Raw genomic sequence first — 25,278 nt, 5'->3', positions numbered from 1 at the left:
AAATGCAGAGCAGCTACGGATAAACAGCGAAAATGGTCATTCGTTTTCAAACACTTGCAGGCCTAAGATGAGCGGTGCCTCACCCCAAGCCTACCGCCCCGAAATCGACGGGCTGCGCGCCATCGCGGTGATCTCGGTGGTGCTTTACCATTTCGGGGTACCGCTACAGGGCGGCTTCACTGGGGTGGATGTGTTTTTTGTGATCTCTGGTTTCTTAATCGGCGGCATCCTTTGGCGAGAGCACCGCGATACCGGCCGCATCCGTCTAGTCGCATTCTACATCCGCCGCTTCCGCCGCCTGGCACCCGCGTTTTTCACGATGCTTTTTGCAACATTTGCGTTGGGATGGTTCATCCTTCTCCCCTTTGAGTATCGCGAATTTGCGAAATCCGCGATTGCGGCCACGGTTTATCTGTCCAACGTGCTGTTCTTCCGCAGCGCCGGGTATTTTGACACGGTGTCCGAAGAAAAGCCCCTGCTCCACACGTGGTCTTTGGCTGTCGAGGAACAGTTTTACATCGTCCTGCCGCTGCTCTTTATTGCCCTCGCATGGGCGCGCAAAAGCTTCCTTCTCACGCTTGGTATTGTGTGGATTGGCTCCCTGATCGCATGCATTGTCTTAACGCCAAACCACCCCACAGCGACGTTCTTCCTGTTCCCATTCCGCGCATGGGAACTGCTGTCAGGCGTTCTATTGGCAATCTATGTGGCAGAGCGGCGAACCCCGATTGAACTTCCAGCAAGCGTTTCAATCTTGGGTCTTATCTGCCTCATCGCATCATTTGCATTGATCCCCGCCGGCGAAAAATTCCCAGGATACCTCGCGGTCCTGCCGGTATTTGGCACCGTGCTTTTGTTACTCAACGGGGCTTCAAACAACGTCGTAAACGCAACTCTTTCGCGCGCGATTCCGGTCTTTTTTGGCAAGATATCTTATTCGCTTTACCTCTGGCATTGGCCAATCCTCGTCCTCGCACTTTATCTGCGTGGCGAATTCGGCGGCCCCATAGAAATCGCTGCCTGGCTGCTGGTGTGCCTTGTCATCGCAACGCTCAGCTGGCGCTTTGTCGAGTTGCCGGTACGCAAAAGCCAATCCATCAGCGGCAGAATGATCTTTGGTGGGACGGTCGTGGCCTCTGGCCTCGCGCTCGCGATTTCCGCGGGTGTTTTCAAACAAAACGGCATCACCACGCGTTTTACTGAAACCGCGCAGACCCATATTGGGGCAACCGCGGACTTCTTGCAGGATTGGAGCAGATGCGAGGTGCATGCAGATGGTCCATTCAAAGGGTTGGAGCTTTGCCCAATTGGACCCGAAGGTGCGCCAAAACTGCTCGTCTGGGGAGACAGCCATGTGCGTGCTTTGCGCGAGGGGCTAGATCTTGCGAGCCATGAAGCGAACACCCCCGGTGTCATCATCTGGCGCGCAGGGTGCCCACCACTCTTTGGGCTTGAGAAAGTCGAAAACAGCGCGACCCCGTCTCAGAATTCTGCCTGCGGTGAAGCGAACAGACAGATTGATGTCGCTTTGTCTCAGATGCCTTCGCTCGAAACCATCCTACTTGTCGGGCGCTGGACCTATTATTGGTCCGGAACAGGTGACGGTCTGGACGAGCATAATGAGATCACGGTCATGGCAAGCGCGGATCCGAACCAACCGCAAACCGAAGCGCTGCACGAAGCCGCCAAGACAACGGTCGAACGGCTCATGTCTTCCGGCAAAAAGGTCTTTGTATTTGAGCAACCTCCAGAGGTCGCCGGATATGACAGCCGGCTAGCAGCGCGCCACCATGCGCTAAGCACTGTGCCATTTTCGAATACGAAAACCATCGACACAGACATGAACCTCAGCGACGTGGCTGACAGGCAGGATGGTTTCAACGGTGTTTGGACTGCATTGGAAGCAGACGCAAAAATCAAAATCATCCGCAGCTGGGAGCAATTCTGTGACGATGCAACCTGCTCGGCGATACATGACGGTATCGGCCAATATTTCGACAACAATCATTTGACCAACAGCGCCGCTCTCAGAATTCGCAACGTTTTTGAGCCGATCTTTGAAAGCAACGCGCAATGACGCATCCATTTGCACAGCAGAAATGGGACGTCATCGTGATTGGCACTGGAATGGGCGGCGGCACCATTGGCCGAGCCTTGGCCGAGGCAGGGAAAAAAGTGCTTTTTGTCGAGTTCGGGCGCGCGGGCAAGCGGTCTGAGGCCAACGGCCTCTCCGAAACCATTTTACCCAACGCACGATTGGCACGTGGACTGTGGCCGCAGCCCATGTCGGTTTCCCTGAACGGAAACACTTCAGAGTTTTTTGCGCCAATCGGGGCTGGCGTTGGCGGATCGTCTGTCTTTTACGCAGCAACTCTAGAGCGCCCCGAACGTCACGATTTGGAAACCACCGAAGCCATGGCTCACCCGACCGGGGGATGGGCCGTTGGATTTGATGCCATGCGCCCATGGTATGATGAGGCCTACAAACGATTTCAGGTGTATGGCGCACCGGACCCACTTTCAAAGGAACCCGCTGCCGCACTTAGGACGCCACCCGCTTTCAATGACACTGAAAACGCGCTGGTTGATGGGTTTCAACAGGCGGGCGCACATCCTTATCATGCGCATACAGCTCTGGTACCGGGCTCAAACTGTCGCGATTGCTTGGGCCGTAAATGCGCAAACCCCGAATGCAAGATGGATGGGCGCTCTGCAGGCGTGGAACCGGCCCTAAAAACCGGAAATGCCGCGCTTTTGACCGGCGCTAAAGTGACCCGTTTGTTGGGATCTAACCCCTCGATTGAGGGTGTCGAGGTCCTTCACAGCGGTCAAACCTTCAATCTAACCGCCGATCAATATGTGCTTGCCGCCGGAGCGTTGAACTCTCCCCGTATTCTCCTCGCCTCAAAGAGCGAGGCTTGGCCCGACGGCCCTTGTAACGAGAATGATCTGGTTGGACGGAACCTTATGTTTCACTTGAACGAGCTCTTTGCCTTTTGGCCTAAGGGCAAAGTCGAAACCCCAAAGCCGACCAAAGCGATTTCCGTACGTGATTTCTATGCCAGAGATGGCCAACGCTTTGGCACCCTGCAAGCCATGGGCATCAAAGCGTCCTATGGGGAAATCCACCACTATCTCTGTCTGATGATGGCACGCAGTCGGTCTGGGTCTTCTCGGTTGACCCGCGAACTTGCACGCATTCCTGCGGCGCTTGCGGAAAAACTCTGCGGCCACGCGCAAATCTTTGTGGGATTGATGGAGGATCTGCCTTACCCCGAAAACCGGGTCTTGTTCGACCAAGCTGCCCCGGATCAGATCAAGGTCGAATACCAATTTCATGATGAGCTGCTGAAACGTCGCAAAGCCTTTCGACGCGCCATTTTGAAGGGCACGAAGGGTATGCGTCGCGCGCCAATCAGCTTGGGAGCGGACCTAAATTACGGGCATCCAAGCGGAACGTTGTGTTATGGGACCGATCCAAAGAACAGCGTCTTGAACCGTGATTGCCGCGCTCATAACATCAAAAACCTATGGGTTGCCGACGCCTCTTTCATGCCCACATCGATGGGCGTAAATCCGAGCCTCACGATCGCCGCAAACGCTCTGCGGGTGGCTGATCGGCTGATGAACACCAAGGAAGACTGACATGAGACTATCACCTGATGAGGGAATTGCCGTTGTCACCGGTGGCGGATCAGGACTTGGACGTGCGTTGGTGATTGAACTAAGCCGTGCGGGCTTCACGGTGGTGGCCATCGGCAGGCGCTTGCCGGCAATTGAAGAAACCGCCAGCTTGGCACCGGGGTCAGTGCTCCCAGTCCAACTTGATGTGGCCGATGCCTCTGCCGTCACTAGCGCCTTCGAAAAAATCATCGAGGAACATGGCCCCATCGCGCTCTTGATCAACAACGCCGCCGTATACCCACAACAGGACATTTTGGACGAAACGACCGAGAGCTACTTTGAGACCCAAAATGTCAACTTTGGCGGTGTCGTGGCCTGCAGCTTAGCGGCGCTGAAAGACATGACGGAACGCGGAAAAGGCCGCATCCTCAACGTCGCCACATTTGCCGACCTGAACCCACTTCCCGGAGCCTCTGCCTATTCAGTTTCAAAAGGCGCTGCGCGCATATTTACCCGGGCGTTGATCGCCGATCTTAGTGACCGGTTTCCGGGCATCGTCATCAACGACTGGATGCCCGGTATGCTCGCCACCGAAATGGGCATTCCCAATGGTCTCGCCCCCGATGCGGCCGCAAAATGGGGCGCAGAGCTCGCGCAGAGAATGGAACCGTCCTACACTGGAGCGACTTTTGAGATGGATACAGAGATCCTGCCGCCTCGGGGATTGAAACAAAAACTCAAAGACCGACTGTTCATGCGCGCGCGGGCACCTCGCCGGTTGAGCTAGCTTCCAAACCGATTGTCCTCAAGCCGTTTGAGGCGACGGGAACGCATCAATCACATCTTTGGCTTTGACCAAACTGCGGCCTTCGCAAATGACGGTACCATCTTCCAAAATGCAGCTCGCCCAAAGATCAACGAGGTGTTTGTCGGCGCGTAAATCGGTGATCTCGACCTTTGCCGTGAGCGTCGCATCCAAAGGCGCGGGAGCTATAAATTTCAACTCTTGCTTGAGGTAGTTTGTGCCGGAACCCGGCAGTTTCACCCCTAATAAGTAGGAGAACAGCGCTGCAATGAGCGGTTCTGGAATCTCGGTGACCCGAACGCCACTAAGCTGTTCGTAAGTTATGAAATCGCGTTCTGAAAACGTGCGCGTAATCTGCGCAGATTGTCCGACCGTTAGCATAAGATCTCAGCCTCCCCGACAAGACATTCCGCTCCATCGTGCATCCGCGTGACACGCATCTCAATCACATGAGGCGTCTTTTGAATAAGCTTTAGAATAAGTTTCTCTTCAGCGAAGGCTGGGTTGGGGAACATGAGTTTTTGAGTCACAAATTGGGCCTGCGGCATGTGATGTTTCAATACGCCCCAAATCTTCGTGTAAATCAGCATTCCATGGCTGACTGTCCGACCAAATGCGGTGGTTGTGGCAAATGCAGGGTTCACGTGAATTGCGTTATCGTCGCCGGAAACCTCTGCAAAGCGATCAAACTCAGACTGGGTTGGGATCCAGAATTCTTCCAGGTCAATCATTGGAAAATGCCTCTCTGAGATCGGGTTTGCACACTTTACCTGCTGCAGTCCTAGGGAAGTCATCAACAATGCGAAGATGCGCGGGCACCTTGTAGGCGGCCAATCGCTCTCGACACCACGGGCGCAGGGTTTCTAGATCAACTGTCTCACCCGGGCGCAGCATCAGATAGGCCGCGCCAGTTTCACCCCATTTTGCATCGGGAACACCAATGACAGCGGTTTCTAAAATCGCCGGGTGGACATTCAGGACGCGTTCGACCTCTGCAGGATAGACGTTTTCGCCGCCAGAGATGAACATATCTTTGATGCGGTCCACGACGAAATAATATCCATCCCCGTCACGCCGCGCGACATCGCCAGTTGCCAACCAACCGTCATCCGTGAAGGTTTTGGCGGTGGCTTCAGGATTGCCAAAATAGCCTGGAGTGATCCCGGGACCGCGAAGCTGGACTTCGCCCGCACCTTCTTGACCATCTCTCACGCCATCTAGGCGCACTTCGACAAGGCTGCGCGGTTTGCCAATGGAGCCAATCTTTTTGGTCGCGTTCTCAGGGTCCATTAGGAATACCGTCGGTCCAGTTTCTGTCATGCCCATACCGTTGAGCACCTTTGCCCCCATGCCAGAAAACTGCAGGATCAAGGGTTCAGGCAGTGGCGCGCCACCACAGCCACAGCGGATGTTGGTCCAATCAATGGCCTCGATATCTGGCCAGAGAGAGAGCGCCTGATAGACCGCAGGAACCGCAAAGAACTGACTGATCTTGCCGGACGATAATAGTGCAACCATCGTCTCGGCATCAAAATTTGGAATAATTGTCGAGGAGCCACCCGTGAGGAACAAAGGCATGGTGTAGAGATTTATTCCTGCGGTATGGAACAATGGCAGGAAGCAAACACTCTGGTCTTTCGATGTGATCTCAATTGCTTGACCGATATTGACCAAATTTGCCCATGCCATGCGCGCGGTTTGGATAACTGATTTCGGGAGGCCGGTGGTGCCAGACGTGAACAATAGATACCAAGGCCGTTCGGCAGGTATCGCTTCATTCAAAGAGGGCCCGCCCGTTTCGATCCAACTAGCAAAGTCTTCTGCAAGGCTCACGAGCGGCGACCTGATGGCTTCAGCAACTGCCTTTGCGGTTTCCTGATGTGCAGCATCTGTCAGCAATAGCGAAACCCCAACCTGTTTCACTGTCTCGATCAACTCAGCAGCGGGTTGGCGCCAGTTGAGTGGACACAGGATCACGCCGGTCTTTTGGCAGGCAAAAAGCGCGACGAAAAATTCTGCGCAGTTGTGGCAAAGAATGGCGACACGATCCCCATCCGCAAGGCCAGAGGAAGTAAACCCGGCTGCGACCGCGTTTGCGGCATCGTTGATCTCAGAAAAAGTCCAATCCCGCCTCGACGTCGTATCGTGAAACGCCAAATTGCTTGGCGTCAGCTCCGCTCGTTTGGCGGCCATATCTGGGATTACATCAAACATCACACCTACCCTGCCGTTTGCAGAAACCCTTCCATGCGAGAAAGTGTTTCCTGGCGACCAATCAGGTTTTCAAATGCCGAAGTCTCTGCCCCTAGCCCCTGCTGTACCTCCGCAAGCGTGCGTGCGTTCCAAAGCAATGATTTTGTTGCCAAGGCAGACCCGACATCCAATTGATCCAGCAATGTGAGCGCCTGAGCATCGGGATCACTATCCACCGCCTGCACCAATCCCAACTCATGTAATTTGGCCGCGTTGTATCGATGGTTAGACATCAACCACCCTCTGGCATGACCGGTGCCGATCAACTTTGGCAACACGGCTGTCCAGCCTCCATCTGGCGCAAACCCGACGGCACTGTAGTAAGGTTGCATGAATGCGTCGGGAGCAGCGGTCGCCAGATCAGATCCAAAAACCAGGCCAGCGGCACCTCCGGTTACGGCCCCACGTATTGAAACAGCAATAATAACGGGCATTGAAAGCATTCGAAGAACAAGATCTTGCAGCGCCGGAACAACGGATTTGGCGTATTGTTCAGCATTGCCATTCTGCGCGGCCTCATAAAACCGACCAACGTCACCACCTGTAGAAAAGTTGCGGCCACTGCTCAGCAAAACTTTGGTGACCCCAGACCGTTCAATCGCATCAAATGCGCCGCGCAATTCCGACAGCAATCCCGGCTCTAATGCGTTTGAACGTGGCGCATTCATCTTGATGCGAAAACACGGCTCAAGCCCCGGTAAGATCATCTGTTCGCACGCGACCCCGCTCATGGTGCCAGCCCCTTGCAAATGAACCGGTGAGCCTCTTCCACTACGTGGTCTAGATCAACATCATCGTCCCATAGGACAAACCGTTCGCCCAGCGCTTTCGCAGCCCCCATCAATGCCCATGCGCGAACCTCGGCATCGCCCGGAGAGATCTCGCCTTTCTCGACCGCTTGATCAAGTTGATCGGCATAGGCCTTTCCAAACTCTGTGTAATACTCACGGTATGCGTCAGGGTCGACAAAACGTGCTTCCTCAACGATGCGATATTGCATTGGGCGATCACGCACGACCGTAAGATAGGCCAATAGCCCGGCTCGTTCCGCTTCCAGGCGGTTCTTTGCGCCCGCAACTTGCTCCGCAGCTTGGGAACGCGTGGCGTGCCCCATATCCTGAACCAACTCGCGGAACAGTTCATCTTTGCTAGCGAAATAAATGTAAAACGTTCCCAGCGCCGTTTGAGCAGCGCGTGTGATATCGGCAATGGATGCCGCCGCAAAACCTTGTTGACCGATCACTTGCTCTGCTGCCGCAAGAATTTGGGCGCGTCGTTCAAGTCCACGTTTGGTTTTTGGTTTGGCGGATGCTGGTTTGTTCATGACTTCACTTCTTGCTTTGGCGCGATTGCCGCCAAGTTATTTTCCTTAACGAAGTCACACAGGGCCTCGCAAAACGCATCGGGCTCTTCCAAATGAGGCGAGTGCCCGGAATGTGCAAAGCGCTTTGCAGAAGCATATCGCGCCCGTTCAACCAGCCATGTCGACGTTTCATCAGCATAAAGACGGCTCTGCGCACCGGAACAGACCAGATACGGGATGTCAATTTTCGCGATTGAAGCGCGCATATCCATCGCCACCATGTCGTCCCAGAGTGGGCGCAGATGGGCTGGGTTCTGCGACAGCAACAATTGGAGCGCTTCGCTGCGGCTCATGACGGGGGCACTGCCCGGCGCGAACATTGTATGGGCGATGCTTTCAGCCAGGCGTGGCCACTTGGGAATTATTTTCTCTGATGTCGCATAAATATGTTCCGCTGATTGGCCGCGCAGGCCCAGATCCCAGTCCGTATCCGGTACCATTCGTGGACTCATATCGACCGTAACAAGCGCACGAAGTTTGGCCGCGCCATGTTTCGCCAAATAGCTCCAGGCCACCGCCGCTCCCATCGACCAGCCGACAAGAATCGGCTGATCTAAGCGATCAATCCAATCTTTGGCCAACGCCACACATGCATCGATTGACGCGTCGTCCTCACAGCGAGCACCATGACCCGGAAGATCGGGCATATGGCACTCAAATGCAGGGCCAAGACGCCGGGATAGGTCGTTAAAGACTGCTCCTTGCATGGCCCAGCCATGGAGAAAGAGGACCGGCACACTCATGCGCGGCGGCTCTCGCGCAGTCGACCTACAATTCCGGTTGGGAAAAAATACACGCTGAGGATAAACAAGATACCCAGCCACATCAGCCAACGATCCGGATCTAGTAAGTCAGGGATCAATGGCAGTGCCGACGTCGCCTCTGACGCGCTGCCCATCAGGTTTTGCAGGTATGTCTGCGCCAGAATAAACAAGGTCGCCCCAATCACTGCACCATACATTGTCCCCATGCCGCCGATGACGACCATCAACAGGATGTCTAGCATAATCTCAAAGCTCAGCGTTGTATCGGGACCAACGTAGCGCAGCCAAATAGCAAACAAGCTGCCTGCAAGCGCGGCAGTCGCCGCAGAAAGGCATGTCGCTGCTGTGCGATACCAGACCACGCGGTAACCGATGGCCTCAGCGCGGAAATCGTTTTCACGGATCGCTTGCAGCACCCGCCCGAACGGTGAGTTCACGATGCGCAGAAGCAACAAGAACAAGATCAAGGTCGCCGTGAACACAAGGTAGTAGTTCAGGATCTTGCCGCTGATCTTCGTGCCCATGAACTCACCCATCCGGTTTGCGGATGTCAGCACGCGTGGGATTTTGTAGGTTAGCCCGTCTTCCCCCCCGGTAATGGCAGAGAATTGCGAAACAAGAACAGCCACCGCAGAGGCCACAGCCAAAGTGATCATCGCAAAGAAGATCGCGCGAACGCGAAGACTAAAGAGGCCGATCAGCAGCGCCAAAACAACCGCGGCAAGCGCTCCTGAGATCGAGCCCACCAAAAGCGCATCAAAGCCGCGCCCCATGTGGATTGATGCAAGGGCAACCCCATAGGCACCGAGGCCAAAGAACATCGTGTGGGCAAAGCTGACGATACCGCCATAGCCCAACAAAAGGTCATAACTGGCGACAAGCAGAATAAAGATACAAATCCGCGCAGCTGTATCCAGCGGTCGCACCCCGTCAAAGATGAACGGCGCGCCAGCGAGGCAAATCAGGATCACCAAAAGGATCGCAGTAAGGATTGCTGAGCGAGGTTGATCGCCAGAGAGGAGTTTCACAATCATCTTATTTCGCCTTCACCACGGGCATCATGCCTTGCGGCCGCCACATCAGAATTGCGGTCATCAGCGCGATGTTGGACACAAGCGCCAGTTTTGGTTCCAAAAAGGCGACGTAGTTCTGCAAAAGGCCAACCAGAAGCGCCCCGATGAAGGCGCCCTCGACGGAACCCAGCCCACCAATAATGGCGACGATAAACACCAGAACCATCATCTTCTCGCCCATACCAGCAGTGATGACTTCTTGATAAAGCCCCCACATGACACCGCCCAATCCAGCCAACGCCGAACCCGCGATAAACACACCCACGAAAACCATGCGCAAGCGGTAGCCGAGCGCTTCGACCATCGGTCCATTCTCGACCCCTGCCCGTACGATTAGGCCAATTTTAGTGCGACGCAGCACCATGCGCATGGCGATGAACAGAACGAGGCCGATACCTACTGCGAGCAGACGGTATTTTTCCATTGCGGCCCCAGCGAAGGTCACCGCGCCTTTCAGCGTCTCGGGGCGGTTGATGAAAATCTCATCAGGTCCCCAGACCACGTGGATCAGCTGTTCGATGACGATCAAGCCACCAACGGTTACTAGGATTTGCTTGAGGTGGGCCCCGTAAACGGGTTTCACGATCACCCGCTCAAAGCCCCAGCCAAGTGCCCCGGTCACCATCATCGCGGCGACCACTGCTAGAAAAATCGCCGACATGTTCAACAGCAGCGAGGCTGCGCCAGTCCAGTCGCCCAGCGCAATCAGCACTGAAACGCCTACGAATGCGCCCACCGAAACAAACGCTCCGTGGCCAAAGTTAATGACATCCATCAAGCCGAACACCAAGGTCAGCCCAGAGGCCATGATGAAAATCATCATACCCATGGCGAGCCCTGATACGGTCAAAGTCAGCCAAGATGACGGCGATCCAATTGCGAGGAAACCAAGCACCACAAGGATCGGGATCAAGAGCATCGGCATGGCTTCGTCCAGCCGTTCCGTTAGGCTCAAATTGCTAAAGGTGGGTTTATGATCAGGAGCTGCGGTCATGTTAATGCGCTTCCATGCTCAGACCCATCAGACGTTCCTGAAGGTCTTTGTTTTCAGAAAGTTCAGCCATAGCGCCGGTCCAGATCACCTTGCCGTCGTCCATAACAGCGGCGCTATCGCCAAGCGCTCTGGCGACAGAGAAATTCTGTTCTACCAATAAGATCGATGCCCCTTGCGCTTTGAGCTCGCGCAGGGCCTCCGCCATGGTTGAGACAATCGCCGGTGCGAGACCTTTGGTCGGTTCATCGATCAGATAAAGACGGCGATCCTCAGCCATCGCACGCGCGATGGAGAGCATTTGTTTCTGGCCACCCGACAGGTTTCCTGCCTCGCTGTGCCAGAACGTTCCCAATGCAGGAAAGGCGCTTAGCAACCAGTCTTTACGTTTGGGATCAAGCGGCCCTGAGCTGCAGCCCAAGACCATGTTTTCTTCAACGGTCAGATCACGGAAAATACCCATGTCTTCAGGAACGAAACCGATCCCGGCCCGTGCGCGAGCCGAAACGGGCATGCGCGCAATGTCTTGACCGTCGTATAGAATTTCCCCGCTTTTGGCCGTCCATTGGCCCATGATGGTTTTCAGCGTGGTCGTCTTGCCGACCCCATTTCGCCCCAACAGCATAGTGACCTGTCCGCGCGGCACGTTGAGGTCGACCCCTTGCAGGATGTGGTACTGCGCAATGTCAGTGTAAACTGCGTTTAACGACAGGATCGGGTCAGACATGGTCCAGCTCCTTACCCATATAGGCTTCTTGGACAACGGCAGACGCCATCACCTCTGCAGGAGGCCCATCCGCCGCCAATGCGCCGTTGTGCAGCACAATAATTCTGTCAGCCAAACTGCGGATCACGTCGAGTTTATGTTCCACCAGCAAAACGGTGCGACTTGTGTCGGCTTTGATTTCGGCAATCAGATCCAGAATGACTGGCGCTTCATCGACGCTCATCCCTGCAGTCGGCTCGTCAAACATGTAAACTTTGGGATCAAGCCCAATCAAAAGCGCCACCTCCAGCTTGCGTTGGTCGCCATGAGACAGCTCGGAAACGAGTTGTTCTTTTTGGCTCGCCAAACGAACACGCTCTAGGATTTCCATCGCGGCATTGGTGAGTTCAACGTGACTGTCGGCCATCGAAAACAGTTGAAACCCTTTTTCGGCGCGCGACTGTATAACCAAACGCAGATTTTCGAGCACCGAAAGGTTCGGGAACAGGTTGGTCAATTGAAACGCCCTTCCCAACCCGCGGCGGCAGCGTTCTGCGACCCCCAATCGTGTGATGTCTTTTCCCAACAAGGTCACGTTGCCCGCACTCGCGGGGATCTGGCCAGAGATCAGATTGAAGTAAGTTGTCTTACCTGCGCCGTTCGGCCCCACAATCGCGGTCAGCTCACCGGCTTTGAAACTACATGACACGGCATCGACAGCCACATGGCCACCAAAGCGCACGGTCAGTGCGTCTGTTTGTAAAAGCGTTTCTGTCATTTGTATATTTCCCAAACTCCGGGGCAGCATCCCTTGCCCCGGAGCGGTGAGGGAACTTTCCGAATGCTACTTGTTGCGAACCGGAATGTTCATCTCATCCATGGTAATTTCACGGACGAGAACAGGGACACCGTAGTCTTTCCCGTCCTGAATCTCAGTGCGGAAGTGGTACATGCTCTGCATGGCTTGGTGATCGTCAGCACGGAATTGCATAGGACCTTTCGGGGTCTCCCATGTCATCCCTTCCATGGCAGCCACCAATGCTTCTGTATCATCCGCGCCGCCGGCTTTTTTGATCGCTTCAACGATCGCCAGCCCTGAGGACATGCCACCCGCAGTGAAGAAATCGGGTGGGCTGTCAAACCGTTCAAAATGGGTTTTTACCAGCCAGTCATTCACCGGGTTCTGTGGAATTTCATAGTAATAGTAAGTTGCGCCTTCCATTCCTGGCAGTTCTTTGTACGCCTTTAGCGCCGCCAGAATGTTGCCACCGGTCGCAATCTCAATGCCAAAGCGTTCTGGCTCCATCGCATTGATCTTGCTCATCGGGTTGCCGCCACCGGCCCAAATGATGAAGAGCTTCTTTTCGCCCTCGACGTCGCCCATCTTGGTAAAGATGCGCTCCGCCGCAGCCGTAAAGTCTGTCGTATCAGTCGGCACGTATTCTTCGTGCGCAATCGTCGCGCCGGTTGCTTCTAGCGCTTCTTTAAACGCTGCAACGCCATCGCGGCCAAAGGCATAGTCTTGCGCCAATGTGGCAACGGTCACGCCCTCACCACCCAAAGCAACCGCATTCGCAATCGCGTCTTGTGAAGAGTTACGGCCAGTCCGGAAGATATATGGGTTCCAGTTCTCACCCGTGATGGAATCCGCCACCGCCGGTTCAACAATCAGAACACGCTCATATTCTTCGGCGACTGGCAACATAGCTAGCGCAACACCAGAACTAACCGGACCCACAGCGATATGAACATCATCGTCGCCGTAAGCTTCTTCGAGCTGAGCGCGACCGATGTCGGGCTTAAGCTGCGTATCTTTTTCGATCAATACGATCTTCTCGCCGTTGATCTCCATGGTCCCGCCGGTGGCGTATTCCAGCCCCAGTTTCAAACCATTGTGTGATTGAGCCGCATAAGCCTCAAAAGGGCCTGTCTTACCGTAGACATGTGCAATTCGAATTTCTGCAACCGCCGCCGATGCCATCAATGCACCGACCGCCGTTAAGGCAGCAAAGCGTACCATTGGGGGATCCTCCCTGATTTTCTCCCTGCAAAATATGAAACATGAATCATGATTCATGTCAATAATGTTTCGTTTCGAGACTTAGAACGGGAAGAAACCGAAAGATCGCCAAACAAAAAACGCCGGTGAAACACCGGCGTTTTCTTTATTCTCAATTGGTTGGGGCGCGATGCCCAAATGTAATTTAGATTTTGTCCAAACCAAGCTGAGCTTTCAGACCGCCAATAAAGGTCGCGTCGTCCAGATTCTTGCGGTTGGTCAGCAGTTCCTCAGCGTCCGCGCCGGCGCGGTAACGCAGGGTGTCAGTGCCATCGGTTACAGCATTCCAGATCACTTCGGCCACAACGATTGGCTCAGAGCCCTGGATATCACCTGACCACGCACCGAACAGCGCCTGGACGACAGGTTGGTACTCAGTCATGCTCTCATCATTGACCATGTCAAATGAGCGACCCGCGAAATCAGTGTTGATCATGCCTGGCTCAACAATCTTGGTCTTGATACCTGCCGCTGCCAGCTCGTAATGCATTGCTTCCGAGATACCTTCGACCGCAAATTTGGTTCCGTGGTAGAGGGTACCCAGCGGGAAGGTCATCTGACCACCGATGGAGGAAATATTGACGATCGTACCAGAGCCCTGCTTACGCAGGTGTGGCAGTACCGCTTTGGTGGTTTCCAGCAGGCCAATCACATTGGTGTCAAACTGGCGACGGATACGATCCATTGGGAACGCTTCAAGCGGTCCGTATGCACCGTAACCCGCGTTGTTCAAAAGAGCGTCGATCTTGCCGAATTTCTCGATACCTTCGGCGACAGCCGCTTCGATGGACGCACCGTCTGTCACATCCAAACGAGTGACCAGAACGTTATCAAGCGCCGCAAGCTCGGCACCGTTTTCCGGTGTCCGCATAGTCGCAATGACGTTCCAACCGCGAGATTGGAATAGCTGCGCTGTCTCTTTGCCGATACCAGTGGATGCGCCGGTGATAAGAATTGTCTGTGTCATGGGATATTCCCTTTCGCGTTTATCGTTTCGTTGAAGTGGAGATAGGCCCCGGCTGGCACATTTTCATTAGCAGATGATGCCAACAAAATGGTGAAACGCGCCAATCACACTTCAACTATAACACGGCGGTTCAAAAAAAGCCGCGCCCCTGAACGGGGCGCGGCCGTTGGATCGGTTATTCAATTGAAATCGTTCAAAAATCCTTAGAGACCGACGCGGGTCCGTCCAACTTCAACCAGTTTCTTTGCCAAGCTCATATCGGTCGCATTTGGGTTCGGCGACTTCAGAGGCCATCCGCCATTGCGACATTCCTTGTCACGGTAGAGAACGCTGGACTGGCTGAAATAGGCACCGGAATGATTTGGCGCATCATCAGACAGCAGCACGTGAAGTGATGTCTGTGCAGACTCTTCATTGCTGTCGCTCATAGAGCGGGTCAGCGGACGCGCGAGCGCCATGACTGCGCGCATCCACAATGGGCCGCCTGACCCGAAGTTCGACCGCGCCCAGCCGGGGTGGATCGATGCGGTGGTTACGCCGGTGCCTTTCAGGCGTTCATCCAACTCCATTGCGTAAAGAACGTTGGCAACTTTCGCTTCGGCATAGGCCGCAAAAGCGCTGTAGTCGCGAGACTTCCAATCCAGATCATCAAAGTTCAACGCTGGACGGTTCTTCGGGCTGCCCGCATGAACAACGGAGGATAGGATACCGATCCGCGACGGCGCAGAGGCTTTCAAGGTGTCCAGAAGTAGTTCAGTCAGCAGGAAGTGACCATCAAAGCTTGCCGCCATAGTCAGTTCCAAACCGTCTTTGGTGTATTGCGCTTCCGAGCCCATGATCACCGCACCCGCATTACACATCAGACCGTCCAAACGATCGTGACGCTCTTTGAAAGTCGCAACAAAATCACGCACGGTTTGCAGATCGCCAAGGTCGCAACGGATCACCTCGTAAGAGCCCTTCAGCCCCGCGAAGCTCTTTGCGACGTCTTCGCCCGCCTCAGGACGACGACACGCCATGACAACGTGGCCCCCTTGGGTCACCAACTGACGGGTCGTCTCAAGACCAACACCAGAGTTTGCACCGGTTACGATGTAAATTTTGCCAGAAACGTCTTTGGCGCGGGTATCCGCGTCGATCCAATGCTTGTGCCGTTTTGCCATTTGCTTTTCCTTTCAGCTCTTGAAGTGGCGTCGGGCACCACTTCAGTTCCGTTGAAAACAAGTTAGTCAGCACGCGGCTGGCTTTAAATGACAATTGATGCCAATTGATTGCCAGATCGTGCCAAGCCTTAATTTAGCAACCGACTACGGACGTCGGCCGGTGTCTGACCGGTCCAGCCATGGAAAGCGCGATAGAAAGAACCCGGGTCCTGGAAGCCTAATAAATACGAAATCTCAACAACACTTACCTCGGGGCGCTTGAGGTAATGATGAGACAGATCCGTGCGCGTTTTATCCAAGATCTCTTGGAACGTCGCACCCTCATCTTTCAGCTTCCGCTGCAGCGTGCGCTTGGACACATAGAGCCGCCCACATACATCATCCACGGTGTTGTGCCCGGAAGGCAGCGCTTCAAGCAATGCATTGCGCACGCGGTCGCTCATTGTCAGCTTCGCACTGCGATCAGCCAATTTCTTGCGCAGGTCTTCTTCAAAGCCGGCCCACATTTCCTCATTCTGAGTGATCAAAGGCAAGGTTGCGTCCTGCAAAGAGAACGTCAGGTGGAACTCGTTGGCTGGTTCAGGGGGCACGCCAAGGAAATCATGCAATGGCTCCCAGTCTTCCGAATTGCCCAGCTGACCAATGGCCAGCGGCACAATATGTTCACCGGTAAAGATGCGAGAGCACTCTAGGAAGTAGACGGCTTCGAACCGTGCCAACAAAGGCGGGATTGAAATATCAGGATCCACCGAACGGTAGGTGACTTCGACCGCATCCTCACGGCGCACCACATCCAGCGTTAAGGGGCCCATCAACGGCTTGAACTGCGCCAAGCGCGAAAGGCCCATTTCGATATTCGGGCTGCAAGAGAATGCGAAGATCGGTGGCACAAATGGCCCCCGCGCCATCGCTTGACCCAGCTTCATTGCTATGTCCGGTTGGCCATACTCAGCCTCGCAAGCTTCCCAAACGGCAAACCATTCCCGCGCAGTAACACCACGAGTTTCAGAAGCCAAATAATCCGCAGGCAATCCTGCGCGTCTCAGAACCCGCTCGGTCGATATGTTCAGCATGCGGGCGCTGGCTTTTAGGCTGGCGCTGATCAGATATCTTTCTTTCGGTTTCATTGCAGACCTATCGTCTTCCTTCATGTTCCTGTCACAACCTCTTGGTTCGCGATCCGTAAATCTAGAGGCGCAGATCTCGTTGGCGCCATTAGGCACTACTTTGGCGCGGTTCCCCAATGATGCAAGGTGCTATCGGGGTTTAAATCACCAAAAAACAGCACATCGGAGAAAACAGATGCTGACCAAACTTGGGTTCACAATCCGCGGCGCAGTCATGACGGGTGCCGACCTTTTGCTCGTCACCGGTATCCTGCATATGGCGGCATTTGCTATCCACGAAGCAAACCCGGACACCATACGGTTGATCCCTTATGGCGCTATCTACTTCGCCTTGGGCGCACTGATCCGCTTCGGCCATCAGGCAGCGAGAACATGGTCGCTTATCGTTGTCGCCATCGGCCTGTTCGGCGCGCTGATCACTTTCGGAGGCAACATTCCCACGTTATTGCAAATTAGCTTTATCGTGATTGATCTCGCTATTCTGTTTTTCCTCGGTTGGGCTCGGCTAAACAGGCCTGAAGAGAGCTAAACTCCACTTGCTCCAAAGGTGCGGATAAGGCGGCTCCGCCCATCTAAGAAGCGGTGCCGGTTTGCCTGTGCGCAACGGGCTACGCGTGTCGAATGCTCGACCCGTTTTATGGCATCCATGAAGGCTTGCAGCACCGGCTCCAGCGCTTTGCCACAGAGGGTGCGACCACCCCAAAGCCCATGTCAAATCCATGTCCTTGAGGTGGTGGATGCGAGCCTCGTGGCCTTCGACAAACGCGGCCTTTCCCTAGGTATTTGCAAGACTGCGCGTTAGGGGTTCATCGGCCGGCGGCCATCCAAAGTCAGGATTTACGAGCCTTTTTTGAACGCTCCTTAAAGCTTGCGTTCCAGCATGCCGGCATCCAGCATTTGCTCGAACATATCTTCCATGGTTGTCCGCAGCGGACGGTAGCTTAGGCCCAGCTCGCGTTTCGCTTTGGTGTTGTCAGCACGCCAAGGAATGTTGAAATTACGCGCCACCAAAGCACGGGTCATACCTCCGCCCAGCATTGGGGCCATCAGCCATGCCATCCATTTTGGCACCGCGCCGCGCGGCAGTGGGTATTTGGCATACTTTTGCTTCAGCTCCTGGGACATCGCATATACATCGGTTTCATGTGCCGAAATGATGTTGCGGCCATTGGCGTCCGGGTGGAAGCCAGCAGCAATATGGGCGGTCGCCAGATCGCGCACGTCAATCACGCCAAACGCCCAACGCGGCGCGCCCATACGCATCGTGCCATCGCCCATCTGCTTAACTATGGAGAAGCTCTCAGATGTCGGACGGTCCTGTAGCGCGGGTCCCGCCACAAGGCTTGGGTTCACAACAACCAGTTTCCAACGGTCCTGAGACTTTGCGATCTCCCAAGCGGCCTTCTCTGCTTCTGTTTTTGAGAAGGAATAAGCGTTATGAGACAAGTTCGAGGACGTGTTCCAAACGCTTTCATCAAGACGCCCATTTGGCGCTTTGGCAACGTCGGCATTGTCCCCATAGATCGCGGCACAGGACGAAGTCAGAACCACGCGTTCCACACTGTCGGTTTTGTTCGCCGCATGCAGGACGTTGATGGTGCCGTTCACCGCTGGATCCACCAGCTCTTTCTGCGGGTCTTTTACGTCGACTGTGAACGGAGAGGCTGTATGGAAGACCACACCGCAGCCAGCGATGGCTTCGTCATAAGACCCGTCATTCAAAAGGTCCGCAGCGAAGTATTTGATTTCGCCGGTGGAATTCGCGGCAATCTCGTCCAGATGTTTTATTTTTTCTGCCTTGGAAGGGTCTCGGACGGCAGCGTGCACAGTGCACCCGGCCTCTAGCAAGCCTTTGACAACCCAACCGGCGACAAAGCCAGTGGCGCCGGTTACGAGAACGGGTTTGGATGTATCAATGTCAAACATGTTAGTTCCTAAATTTCGTCATAAGAGACACAGTCACTGACCGTGTCTCAGGTTTCAGAGAAGAAGATTTATGGTTCTGGCCGAGAGGCTAGAAGTCTTTACGGCGCAGGCCATCTACGACCATCTGACCGGCTAGTTTCGCAAATTTCCCCCAGCTTTGATCTACCGAGAATTTAGAGGCGTTCACCAACAAGTGGTCGATCTGCTTACGGTTTGTCAGCGCGAACGTGTCTGCTGCAAAATCGTCAATGATCACGGATTTCTTAATGTTTTCAAAGTTCAGACCGTTGCCAAAGTTTCCAACGCCAGAAACGAAGTTTTCAGTGGTTTCGCCACAACCGCCCCAAGTGAGATAGCCGTTCAGCCAGATGTTTGGTGGAATGTTGTTAACAGCGATGCCGCCATAGTTCAGCTCGTTCACCGCCTGATGAACGCGGTCTTCATTGGCTTTTAATGTGGTGTTGTCCACCAGCAGCATGCAGCCCAGAGTGCCCAGCAGCTTGTCATTGCAGAAAACGGTTGCTTTGGTCAGGAAGTCCTCCGCGGTGTTTTCCGTGTCCAACGGCAATTCGCTAAAGATCTGACAGAAGGCTTCGTTGGTGACCGCAAAGTCATCTTCTTTGATCCCCGGGATCAAAACGAAATCGCTGGCAGGATGGGCGCCGCCTTCAGGCTGCAGGATTTCCGCAGTTGGCTGGTTCTTAAGGAAACGTTCCTTGGTTTTGTCGACGCCCGGATAGTAGGTCGCCGTGCCAAAAGTGTCTTCCGCAATTGCTTTGCGCAGGGCGGCGATAAACTGTTCGCGCTGTGGCCAGTTCTTAGACGTAATGATGGTCTGAGGACGGCCGCACACTGCGCCACCGTTAAGTTTCCCTGCAGATGCAATCTGGATTGCCCAGTGTTCCATCTCTTTGTCGGTCCACTCGCCAGGCACAATCAAACATGGGTTGTTGCCGCCGCATTCAGAGACCAATGGTGCGCTCGCCGCGTCTTGGATGGCATGCGCCACACCTGTAGAGCCGGTGAAGTAGATGGCGTCCAAACCTGCCAACGCGGCCATTTCGCGGCCCTGATCGCCATCAATGAACGCCAGCGCTTTCATATCCACCAGTGGCGCGAACACCTTCGCCCAGACGTCATCAGAGGCTTGGTTCAGCGCGTGCGGTTTATGGATCACCGCCTTATTTTCAAGAAACAGCGCCATCGCCATCTCAATTGATGAACTGTAGTTGCCAGCACCGGAAACGGCGATCACACCAGCTGGTTTGTCCAACGGGTTCACTTGCTTCGGTGCGCCCTCCACATGCAAGAAACCGCGGCCCTTACCTGCCAAAAGCTTGTCCTTTCGGTGGATCGGGTAAACGTCGACCTCGTATAGGCCCTCGCCAATCTCGCGGCTGCCATTCGCCTGAGGCATCTCACCATGCACAAGAGACTCATACATATGACGAATGCCCATCATGGTGTTGCCCATGGCATTCAAAGTCGTTGCGATTCCTTCGGCTTGGGACACCGCGCCATTGCCGGCCAGATCGTTCTTCATGGCAGCATCGGCATCGCCCAGCTCTTCGGCGAAGGTCAGCATATTGTCCTGAATGGTTTCAATTAGAGCCAGCCGTTCGACCACCCCCACTTTTGTCCAAGCTTCAGGGTCCAAGGTCTTAAAAGCATCTACAGCAATCATCGTACATTTCCCTAATGTGTTGCTCTGAATTCAACTTAGACCACCCAGGCAACTCCCCCAATTGCGAAGCGCGCCAATCAATTTGCAAATCGCGCCAACAGTAATGCGGATTTCGCGAAATTGCGGCATCCCATCCCAGGTTATTGAAAAAAGAAACAAAAATGTGCTGATTGCGGCATCAACACCTCAACTTGCCGTAACTTCGAAACTATCGCTTCCGGCTTCGGGCGCTTGTTTGCCATTCTTGATCCTCCGCTTTCTAAACATAGGGGCGGACCAGTTCAGCTAGGGAGGCTCAGAAAGCCTGAGTTAAATTTACGAGACCAGAGAGCGTACGACTCTCAAATCCCTATTTCAGGAATTTATGAGCAGCATCTTTCCGGCTAGAAAACACTCGGTACACCTTATCTGAAGACGTGATGAACATTGTGGTCCCGTCTGTTCCGCCGAAACAAAGGTTTGATGTCTGCTGCGGCAAAAGGATTTTCCCGATCAGCTGGCCGTCTTGGGCAATGCAATGAATACCATCTAAAGCGGAACTCCAAATATACCCCTCGTGATCGACACGAAACCCATCTGGGACGCCCGGAAAAATCTCTGTAAATGTGCGGCCGTTACTAAGGATGCCATCCTTTACATCAAAGACCCTTATGTGATGGGGTCGATTGTAATCGATCCCCTCAAAACTTGCGCCTCGGATGGCGCCAGAGTCAGCAATGTAAATTTGGCTTTCGTCGGGTGAGAACGCCAACCCATTGGGCTTGTCGAAATCGGTAACGACGGCCGTCAAGTTTCCATTGGGTTCAAGCCGGAAGACATAGCAGCCGTCTTGTTCTGGTTCAGATAGGTAACCTTCGATGTCGGAGTTTATCCCGTAAGGCGGGTCAGTGAACCAAATACAGCCATCACTGGTGACAACGACATCGTTAGGAGAGTTTAATCGCCCGCCCTCGTATGTATCAGCAATGATCTCACTTCCATTCGGGTCATCCGGATCAAAGCGACGCAAGACACAGCGCCCACCGTGTTCGCAGCTGATCATATGGCCGTTTAAATCCAGCGTGTTACCATTTGCATAATTGTTATCAGCAATGGCAATCTCTGTGCCGCCTTGCTCGGTCCAACGAAACATGCGCTTGGTCGGAATGTCATTGAAATAAAGACGGTCACTCAGCCAAACAGGACCTTCCGTCCAAATGAACCCAGTCGCAATAGCTTCGGGTGGGCGGTCGAGGTCAAGCATCGTTGCAAAGAACGGATCGTAGACCTCATATCCTACGTCTGTTGGCAATGTGGTCTCTGTCATGGTTAGCCCCTTTTGCGCAACGTTTGGAACAGCAGCATCGCGAGGATGATGACACCAAACACGATGCTACGCCAAGCGTCTGAAATCTGCATCACCGATAGGATTGAATTTAGGATGGTGATGAACAATGCGCCGCCGATGCTGCCAAACAAGCCTCCGCGTCCACCAAGGATAGATGTACCCCCAATCACAACAGCCGCAATAGTTGGAAGAAGAAAGGGATCTCCCATGGATTGGTAGGCCTGATTGGCGTAGCCCGCTAGCATCACACCGGCAAACGCTGAGCAGACACCAGCAATCATGAAAGCTCCCGTGACCACGGTTTTGGTGGAGACCCCAGACAAGTAAACTGCGCGTTCGTTAAATCCGATAGAGCGGAGGTAACGACCGTAGCCGGTGCGCATCATCAGCAACGCAAGCGCCGTTGAAATCGTCATCCAAACAAGAAACGCCACCGGAATGCTCGCGACAGTTCCCGATGCAAGCCATGACATGGTTGCGCTACTTTCACCCTTTGGATTGAAACCGCCAGTATTGAGAACCGAAATTCCCAACAGAATGGAGTTCATGGCCAGTGTCCAAACCATCGACGGGATGCGCAGGATCGTGACACCAAGGCCATTAATCGCGCCCACAACCGCCCCGAACAAGAGGGCTGCTGGAATAGCACAGGCAATCAATATCTCATTCCCCGACCCGGCCATGGCAGTGGCGACAATGGCTGCGCCATTCAGTGTCCAAGGGACAGAAAGGTCAATATGGCCCAAAAGGATTACGAGGGTCGCGCCTGCGGCCAAGATGCCAAGGAAAGCGGCGATCTGAAGCTGTTGGCTTAAGTAGTCGATACTAAGCACCTGTGGGAAGGTGAAGCTGGCGCCAACGATCAACAGGATGGTTCCGATATATGGCAACAAGCTTTCAATATTGACCCACGCTGGCAGTTGCGACGGTTTTACTAAAGTCGTCATCTCCCAAAGACCTCCAGACGGTGTTTACTGCGCAGCACATCCGCGGCCCCGACCGCAATGGCAACTGCGAGGATCAGGCCTTCAAACAAAGGCTGAGCAAGCGAGGGAATGCCTGAAAAGAACATAAGCGAGGCAATCGTTTTTAAGATGAAGGCCCCGATCAATGCGCCAATTAAGGTGCCGGTGCCTCCCCTAAGAAGGACGCCGCCAAGCACCACCGCTGCGATGGAATTCAGGGTGAAGTTCGGTGCAATGCCTGCGTCACCAGTTGTTGTTACGAAAGTATAAAAAAGCCCGGCCAGACCTGCAAAGACGCCAGCAAGTGTAAACGCCGCCAAACGGATGGTTGCAACGGGCATGCCAGATTGAAAGGCCGCTTGTTGGGAAGAGCCGACCGCATATATTCCCAACCCCAAACCGGTCCGACGGAAAGGGAGCCAAAAGGCAAAAATGATGATGGCGATGAGCACCAGCGCTGTCGGGATGCCAAACAGATCAAGCGTCATCGCATCTGCGATATCATAGTTCACACGGCCACCAGGGGTGGGTCGTAGGATCAGAGCAAGCCCGACAAAGATAGAAGCCGATGACAGGGTCACAACGATGGGTTGAATACGCCCGTAGACCACAAGTAAACCGTTGAGCAAACCACATGCGGCGCCGGTGGCAACAACGACTATGACACCAAAGGCTAAGTCGATACCGGTACCGGAAAGTAGATGTGATCCAACAACATTGGTCAGCGCCATGATCGCACCAACAGAAAGGTCGATCCCTCGAACAACAACGGCGAAAAACTGGGCGATTGCCACGAGCCCCAGGATTGCACATTGGTTCGCCCAGATGGTGAGCACGTATGTGGACGCACCTCTCGGGTGTGTGATCAGATAGAAAACCAAAAGAGCGGCTAGAACCGCAGCGGCGATCAATTCACGGCGGTAGGCAGTCACAAAATCACGCATCTGCAATTCCTTTATGATCTGCAACATCAGGAATATTCAAAGATGCACCGATGATATTCTGGGCGGACAAGTCCTCACCCCGCAGGCTTCGGACGATCCCTCCGTCATAGAAAATATGGGTTTCATCACAAAGGTGTATGAGTTCTTCGTAATCGGTGCTCAAAAGCAGAATTGCCGTACCTTGCTCTGCCAGCTCACGAAGCAAGGCGTATATCTGTGTTTTGGTCTTAACATCGATGCCACGCGTGGGGTCGGCCAACAATAAGACCTTTGGCGCAAGCGCAAGCCACTTCGCAAGCACGACCTTTTGCTGGTTGCCTCCGGATAGCGAAGAAACAGGCAAATCAAGTCCGCCATGCTTCAGCTCCAATCGATCGAGCGAAGGTTTGTATATGTTATGATCCGTCGCGTTCAAATCTGACCGACCAAGCGCGGCGAGCTCGAGATTTTCGTTTATGGACTGTGCTTGAATGAGCCCGTCAGCTTTGCGGTCTTCGGGGATGTAGGCTAGGCCAACGTCGCTTTGTTTTGCAGCGAGCGGGCCGGATTTGGGCGCGTCAGACCCGTTGATGAGGATTGTCCCCTGAGTACCTTTCAGCAGACCAAAAATACCTTGCAAAAGCGTGGATTGACCTTGGCCATCCAGCCCGCCAAGACCAATGATCTGACCTTCTTTAATGGTGAACGAAGTTGGTTTTACTTTCGGCGGCCAGGCAAAATCTCGCAATTCTAGAACGGGCTCAGCGCCTGCTTTCGGGATGACTTTCGGTGGAAAAAGCTCATCAATACGCTGGCCGACCATCATATTGATGATTGTGCTGTAGTCTTGATCCCCATTCCTAAAGGTTTCAACACGCTGTCCATTACGGAACACTGAAATCCGATCTGCAAGCGCTTCAATTTCGTGAAAGCGGTGAGATATGAACAGGATCGCAACGCCAAGATCCCGCTGGGCACGAACAAGGTCGAACACTTTGTCGACAACCGAAGAGTTCAATGCAGAGGTCGATTCATCCAAGATTAATAATTTTGGGTTTCGGATTAAGGCTTTGACCACTTCGACTTGTTGGCACTCTGCCAATGTCAAATCGGAAACTTTACTACCAAACCTGATATGTTCCCCATCAATTTGGTCGAGCAGCTCGCGCGCTTTCGGCAAAGCGCCCCCTTTCAACCGTCCAAGGCCAGAACCCGGCGCGCCAAGCAATAGATTCTCGCGCACGGTGAGGTCAGGTACCAGTGACAATTCTTGGTACATGCAAACAAAGCCGACCGCCATGGCATCGGCAGGGCCTTTGAAGGTAACCGGTTTGCCTTGAGCGAACACGGTGCCGCTTGTGGGTGCCAGAACCCCAGAGATGGTTTTCATAAGGGTGCTTTTGCCGGCACCATTTTCGCCCAACACAGCATGGACTTCACCGGGGTAACAGTCAAAATCGACGTCCTGAAGCGCGATCGTTGCGCCAAAAGACTTCGTCACGCCTTTGATAGACGCGATGGGTAAATTGGGTTCAGTCATGTGTTCTCTCAAAAAAGA

At 54.0% G+C, this 25,278-nt stretch carries 24 protein-coding genes; 4 read left to right on the top strand and 20 right to left on the bottom strand.

The window, feature by feature from the left end; all coding sequences use genetic code 11:
- Window positions 1–67: 67 nt before the first annotated feature.
- From TA5113_RS08140 to TA5113_RS08130, 3 genes are read left to right on the top strand one after another with little or no spacing between them, the layout of a single operon-like run.
- Window positions 68–2,077, top strand: a complete 2,010-nt coding sequence (locus TA5113_RS08140) for an acyltransferase family protein (RefSeq protein WP_058314560.1) — start codon at window positions 68–70, stop codon at window positions 2,075–2,077.
- A complete protein-coding gene (locus TA5113_RS08135) occupies window positions 2,074–3,645 on the top strand; it encodes a GMC oxidoreductase (protein ID WP_058314559.1) in 1,572 nt (523 codons plus the stop codon). The genes TA5113_RS08140 and TA5113_RS08135 overlap by 4 nt, the downstream gene beginning before the upstream one ends.
- Window position 3,646: 1 nt before the next feature.
- On the top strand, window positions 3,647–4,411 hold the full coding sequence (locus TA5113_RS08130) for an SDR family oxidoreductase (RefSeq protein WP_058314558.1): 765 nt from the start codon (window positions 3,647–3,649) through the stop codon (window positions 4,409–4,411).
- An 18-nt stretch (window positions 4,412–4,429) separates the two neighbouring features.
- On the opposite strand, the gene TA5113_RS08125 is transcribed toward TA5113_RS08130, so the two are convergent.
- From TA5113_RS08125 to TA5113_RS08060, 14 genes are all read right to left on the bottom strand, one after another.
- Window positions 4,430–4,810 carry a hotdog family protein gene (locus tag TA5113_RS08125; RefSeq protein ID WP_058314557.1) on the bottom strand — a complete coding sequence of 127 codons (381 nt, stop codon included), beginning with the start codon at window positions 4,808–4,810 and terminating at the stop codon, window positions 4,430–4,432.
- The gene (locus tag TA5113_RS08120) at window positions 4,804–5,160 is read right to left on the bottom strand and encodes a MaoC/PaaZ C-terminal domain-containing protein (RefSeq protein WP_058314556.1); all 357 of its coding nucleotides are present in this window, start codon (window positions 5,158–5,160) and stop codon (window positions 4,804–4,806) included. Before TA5113_RS08120 ends, TA5113_RS08125 begins: the two co-directional genes overlap by 7 nt.
- Window positions 5,153–6,643 carry a class I adenylate-forming enzyme family protein gene (locus TA5113_RS08115; protein WP_058314555.1) on the bottom strand — a complete coding sequence of 497 codons (1,491 nt, stop codon included), beginning with the start codon at window positions 6,641–6,643 and terminating at the stop codon, window positions 5,153–5,155. Before TA5113_RS08115 ends, TA5113_RS08120 begins: the two co-directional genes overlap by 8 nt.
- Before the next feature lie 5 nt (window positions 6,644–6,648).
- Window positions 6,649–7,413, bottom strand: coding sequence for an enoyl-CoA hydratase/isomerase family protein (locus TA5113_RS08110; RefSeq protein ID WP_082625842.1), 765 nt, complete (start codon window positions 7,411–7,413; stop codon window positions 6,649–6,651).
- The gene (locus tag TA5113_RS08105) at window positions 7,410–8,006 is read right to left on the bottom strand and encodes a TetR/AcrR family transcriptional regulator (protein ID WP_058314554.1); all 597 of its coding nucleotides are present in this window, start codon (window positions 8,004–8,006) and stop codon (window positions 7,410–7,412) included. Before TA5113_RS08105 ends, TA5113_RS08110 begins: the two co-directional genes overlap by 4 nt.
- Window positions 8,003–8,788, bottom strand: coding sequence for an alpha/beta fold hydrolase (locus TA5113_RS08100; protein WP_082625841.1), 786 nt, complete (start codon window positions 8,786–8,788; stop codon window positions 8,003–8,005). Before TA5113_RS08100 ends, TA5113_RS08105 begins: the two co-directional genes overlap by 4 nt.
- Window positions 8,785–9,843, bottom strand: a complete 1,059-nt coding sequence (locus TA5113_RS08095) for a branched-chain amino acid ABC transporter permease (protein WP_058314553.1) — start codon at window positions 9,841–9,843, stop codon at window positions 8,785–8,787. The genes TA5113_RS08100 and TA5113_RS08095 overlap by 4 nt, the downstream gene beginning before the upstream one ends.
- 1 nt (window position 9,844) lies before the next feature.
- Window positions 9,845–10,876 (bottom strand): branched-chain amino acid ABC transporter permease, encoded by a 1,032-nt coding sequence (locus tag TA5113_RS08090; protein WP_058314552.1) that lies wholly within the window; start codon window positions 10,874–10,876, stop codon window positions 9,845–9,847.
- Between the two features lies 1 nt (window position 10,877).
- Window positions 10,878–11,600, bottom strand: coding sequence for an ABC transporter ATP-binding protein (locus TA5113_RS08085; RefSeq protein WP_058314551.1), 723 nt, complete (start codon window positions 11,598–11,600; stop codon window positions 10,878–10,880).
- The gene (locus tag TA5113_RS08080; protein WP_058314550.1) at window positions 11,593–12,357 is read right to left on the bottom strand and encodes an ABC transporter ATP-binding protein; all 765 of its coding nucleotides are present in this window, start codon (window positions 12,355–12,357) and stop codon (window positions 11,593–11,595) included. Before TA5113_RS08080 ends, TA5113_RS08085 begins: the two co-directional genes overlap by 8 nt.
- Window positions 12,358–12,423: 66 nt before the next feature.
- Entirely contained in the window at window positions 12,424–13,599 is a 1,176-nt protein-coding gene (locus TA5113_RS08075) for a substrate-binding domain-containing protein (RefSeq protein WP_058314549.1), read from the bottom strand.
- Between the two features lie 184 nt (window positions 13,600–13,783).
- Window positions 13,784–14,605 carry an SDR family oxidoreductase gene (locus TA5113_RS08070; RefSeq protein WP_058314548.1) on the bottom strand — a complete coding sequence of 274 codons (822 nt, stop codon included), beginning with the start codon at window positions 14,603–14,605 and terminating at the stop codon, window positions 13,784–13,786.
- A gap of 203 nt (window positions 14,606–14,808) precedes the next feature.
- Window positions 14,809–15,768 (bottom strand): SDR family NAD(P)-dependent oxidoreductase, encoded by a 960-nt coding sequence (locus TA5113_RS08065; RefSeq protein ID WP_082625840.1) that lies wholly within the window; start codon window positions 15,766–15,768, stop codon window positions 14,809–14,811.
- A gap of 128 nt (window positions 15,769–15,896) precedes the next feature.
- Window positions 15,897–16,895 (bottom strand): helix-turn-helix transcriptional regulator, encoded by a 999-nt coding sequence (locus TA5113_RS08060; RefSeq protein WP_165589398.1) that lies wholly within the window; start codon window positions 16,893–16,895, stop codon window positions 15,897–15,899.
- Between the two features lie 175 nt (window positions 16,896–17,070).
- On the opposite strand from TA5113_RS08060, the gene TA5113_RS08055 reads away from it, so the two are divergent.
- Window positions 17,071–17,424 (top strand): hypothetical protein, encoded by a 354-nt coding sequence (locus TA5113_RS08055; RefSeq protein ID WP_058314546.1) that lies wholly within the window; start codon window positions 17,071–17,073, stop codon window positions 17,422–17,424.
- 332 nt (window positions 17,425–17,756) lie between these two features.
- Here the strand turns inward: TA5113_RS08055 and TA5113_RS08050 are convergent, their stop codons facing one another.
- From TA5113_RS08050 to TA5113_RS08025, 6 genes are all read right to left on the bottom strand, one after another.
- A complete protein-coding gene (locus TA5113_RS08050; protein WP_058314545.1) occupies window positions 17,757–18,821 on the bottom strand; it encodes an NAD-dependent epimerase/dehydratase family protein in 1,065 nt (354 codons plus the stop codon).
- 88 nt (window positions 18,822–18,909) lie between these two features.
- Window positions 18,910–20,505, bottom strand: a complete 1,596-nt coding sequence (locus TA5113_RS08045; protein ID WP_082625839.1) for an aldehyde dehydrogenase family protein — start codon at window positions 20,503–20,505, stop codon at window positions 18,910–18,912.
- A gap of 349 nt (window positions 20,506–20,854) precedes the next feature.
- Window positions 20,855–21,811: an SMP-30/gluconolactonase/LRE family protein gene (locus TA5113_RS08040; RefSeq protein ID WP_058314544.1), complete on the bottom strand. Its 957-nt coding sequence runs from the start codon at window positions 21,809–21,811 to the stop codon at window positions 20,855–20,857.
- Window positions 21,812–21,813: 2 nt separating this feature from the next.
- Window positions 21,814–22,779: an ABC transporter permease gene (locus tag TA5113_RS08035; protein WP_058314543.1), complete on the bottom strand. Its 966-nt coding sequence runs from the start codon at window positions 22,777–22,779 to the stop codon at window positions 21,814–21,816.
- On the bottom strand, window positions 22,776–23,741 hold the full coding sequence (locus tag TA5113_RS08030) for an ABC transporter permease (protein ID WP_058316671.1): 966 nt from the start codon (window positions 23,739–23,741) through the stop codon (window positions 22,776–22,778). Before TA5113_RS08030 ends, TA5113_RS08035 begins: the two co-directional genes overlap by 4 nt.
- Window positions 23,734–25,260, bottom strand: coding sequence for a sugar ABC transporter ATP-binding protein (locus TA5113_RS08025; protein ID WP_058314541.1), 1,527 nt, complete (start codon window positions 25,258–25,260; stop codon window positions 23,734–23,736). Before TA5113_RS08025 ends, TA5113_RS08030 begins: the two co-directional genes overlap by 8 nt.
- Window positions 25,261–25,278 lie beyond the last annotated feature (18 nt).

The sequence above is a fragment of the Cognatishimia activa genome (assembly GCF_001458335.1).
GTDB lineage: Bacteria > Pseudomonadota > Alphaproteobacteria > Rhodobacterales > Rhodobacteraceae > Cognatishimia > Cognatishimia activa.
This window is presented reverse-complemented; position numbering and strand designations above follow the sequence as displayed.

Coding starts and splice junctions, on each gene's coding strand:
- TA5113_RS08140 (WP_058314560.1), top strand. CDS start 68: ATGAGCGGTGCCTCACCCCAAGCCTACCGCCCCGAAATCGACGGGCTG.
- TA5113_RS08135 (WP_058314559.1), top strand. CDS start 2,074: ATGACGCATCCATTTGCACAGCAGAAATGGGACGTCATCGTGATTGGC.
- TA5113_RS08130 (WP_058314558.1), top strand. CDS start 3,647: ATGAGACTATCACCTGATGAGGGAATTGCCGTTGTCACCGGTGGCGGA.
- TA5113_RS08125 (WP_058314557.1), bottom strand. CDS start 4,810: ATGCTAACGGTCGGACAATCTGCGCAGATTACGCGCACGTTTTCAGAA.
- TA5113_RS08120 (WP_058314556.1), bottom strand. CDS start 5,160: ATGATTGACCTGGAAGAATTCTGGATCCCAACCCAGTCTGAGTTTGAT.
- TA5113_RS08115 (WP_058314555.1), bottom strand. CDS start 6,643: ATGTTTGATGTAATCCCAGATATGGCCGCCAAACGAGCGGAGCTGACG.
- TA5113_RS08110 (WP_082625842.1), bottom strand. CDS start 7,413: ATGAGCGGGGTCGCGTGCGAACAGATGATCTTACCGGGGCTTGAGCCG.
- TA5113_RS08105 (WP_058314554.1), bottom strand. CDS start 8,006: ATGAACAAACCAGCATCCGCCAAACCAAAAACCAAACGTGGACTTGAA.
- TA5113_RS08100 (WP_082625841.1), bottom strand. CDS start 8,788: ATGAGTGTGCCGGTCCTCTTTCTCCATGGCTGGGCCATGCAAGGAGCA.
- TA5113_RS08095 (WP_058314553.1), bottom strand. CDS start 9,843: ATGATTGTGAAACTCCTCTCTGGCGATCAACCTCGCTCAGCAATCCTT.
- TA5113_RS08090 (WP_058314552.1), bottom strand. CDS start 10,876: ATGACCGCAGCTCCTGATCATAAACCCACCTTTAGCAATTTGAGCCTA.
- TA5113_RS08085 (WP_058314551.1), bottom strand. CDS start 11,600: ATGTCTGACCCGATCCTGTCGTTAAACGCAGTTTACACTGACATTGCG.
- TA5113_RS08080 (WP_058314550.1), bottom strand. CDS start 12,357: ATGACAGAAACGCTTTTACAAACAGACGCACTGACCGTGCGCTTTGGT.
- TA5113_RS08075 (WP_058314549.1), bottom strand. CDS start 13,599: ATGGTACGCTTTGCTGCCTTAACGGCGGTCGGTGCATTGATGGCATCG.
- TA5113_RS08070 (WP_058314548.1), bottom strand. CDS start 14,605: ATGACACAGACAATTCTTATCACCGGCGCATCCACTGGTATCGGCAAA.
- TA5113_RS08065 (WP_082625840.1), bottom strand. CDS start 15,768: ATGGCAAAACGGCACAAGCATTGGATCGACGCGGATACCCGCGCCAAA.
- TA5113_RS08060 (WP_165589398.1), bottom strand. CDS start 16,895: ATGAAACCGAAAGAAAGATATCTGATCAGCGCCAGCCTAAAAGCCAGC.
- TA5113_RS08055 (WP_058314546.1), top strand. CDS start 17,071: ATGCTGACCAAACTTGGGTTCACAATCCGCGGCGCAGTCATGACGGGT.
- TA5113_RS08050 (WP_058314545.1), bottom strand. CDS start 18,821: ATGTTTGACATTGATACATCCAAACCCGTTCTCGTAACCGGCGCCACT.
- TA5113_RS08045 (WP_082625839.1), bottom strand. CDS start 20,505: ATGATTGCTGTAGATGCTTTTAAGACCTTGGACCCTGAAGCTTGGACA.
- TA5113_RS08040 (WP_058314544.1), bottom strand. CDS start 21,811: ATGACAGAGACCACATTGCCAACAGACGTAGGATATGAGGTCTACGAT.
- TA5113_RS08035 (WP_058314543.1), bottom strand. CDS start 22,779: ATGACGACTTTAGTAAAACCGTCGCAACTGCCAGCGTGGGTCAATATT.
- TA5113_RS08030 (WP_058316671.1), bottom strand. CDS start 23,741: ATGCGTGATTTTGTGACTGCCTACCGCCGTGAATTGATCGCCGCTGCG.
- TA5113_RS08025 (WP_058314541.1), bottom strand. CDS start 25,260: ATGACTGAACCCAATTTACCCATCGCGTCTATCAAAGGCGTGACGAAG.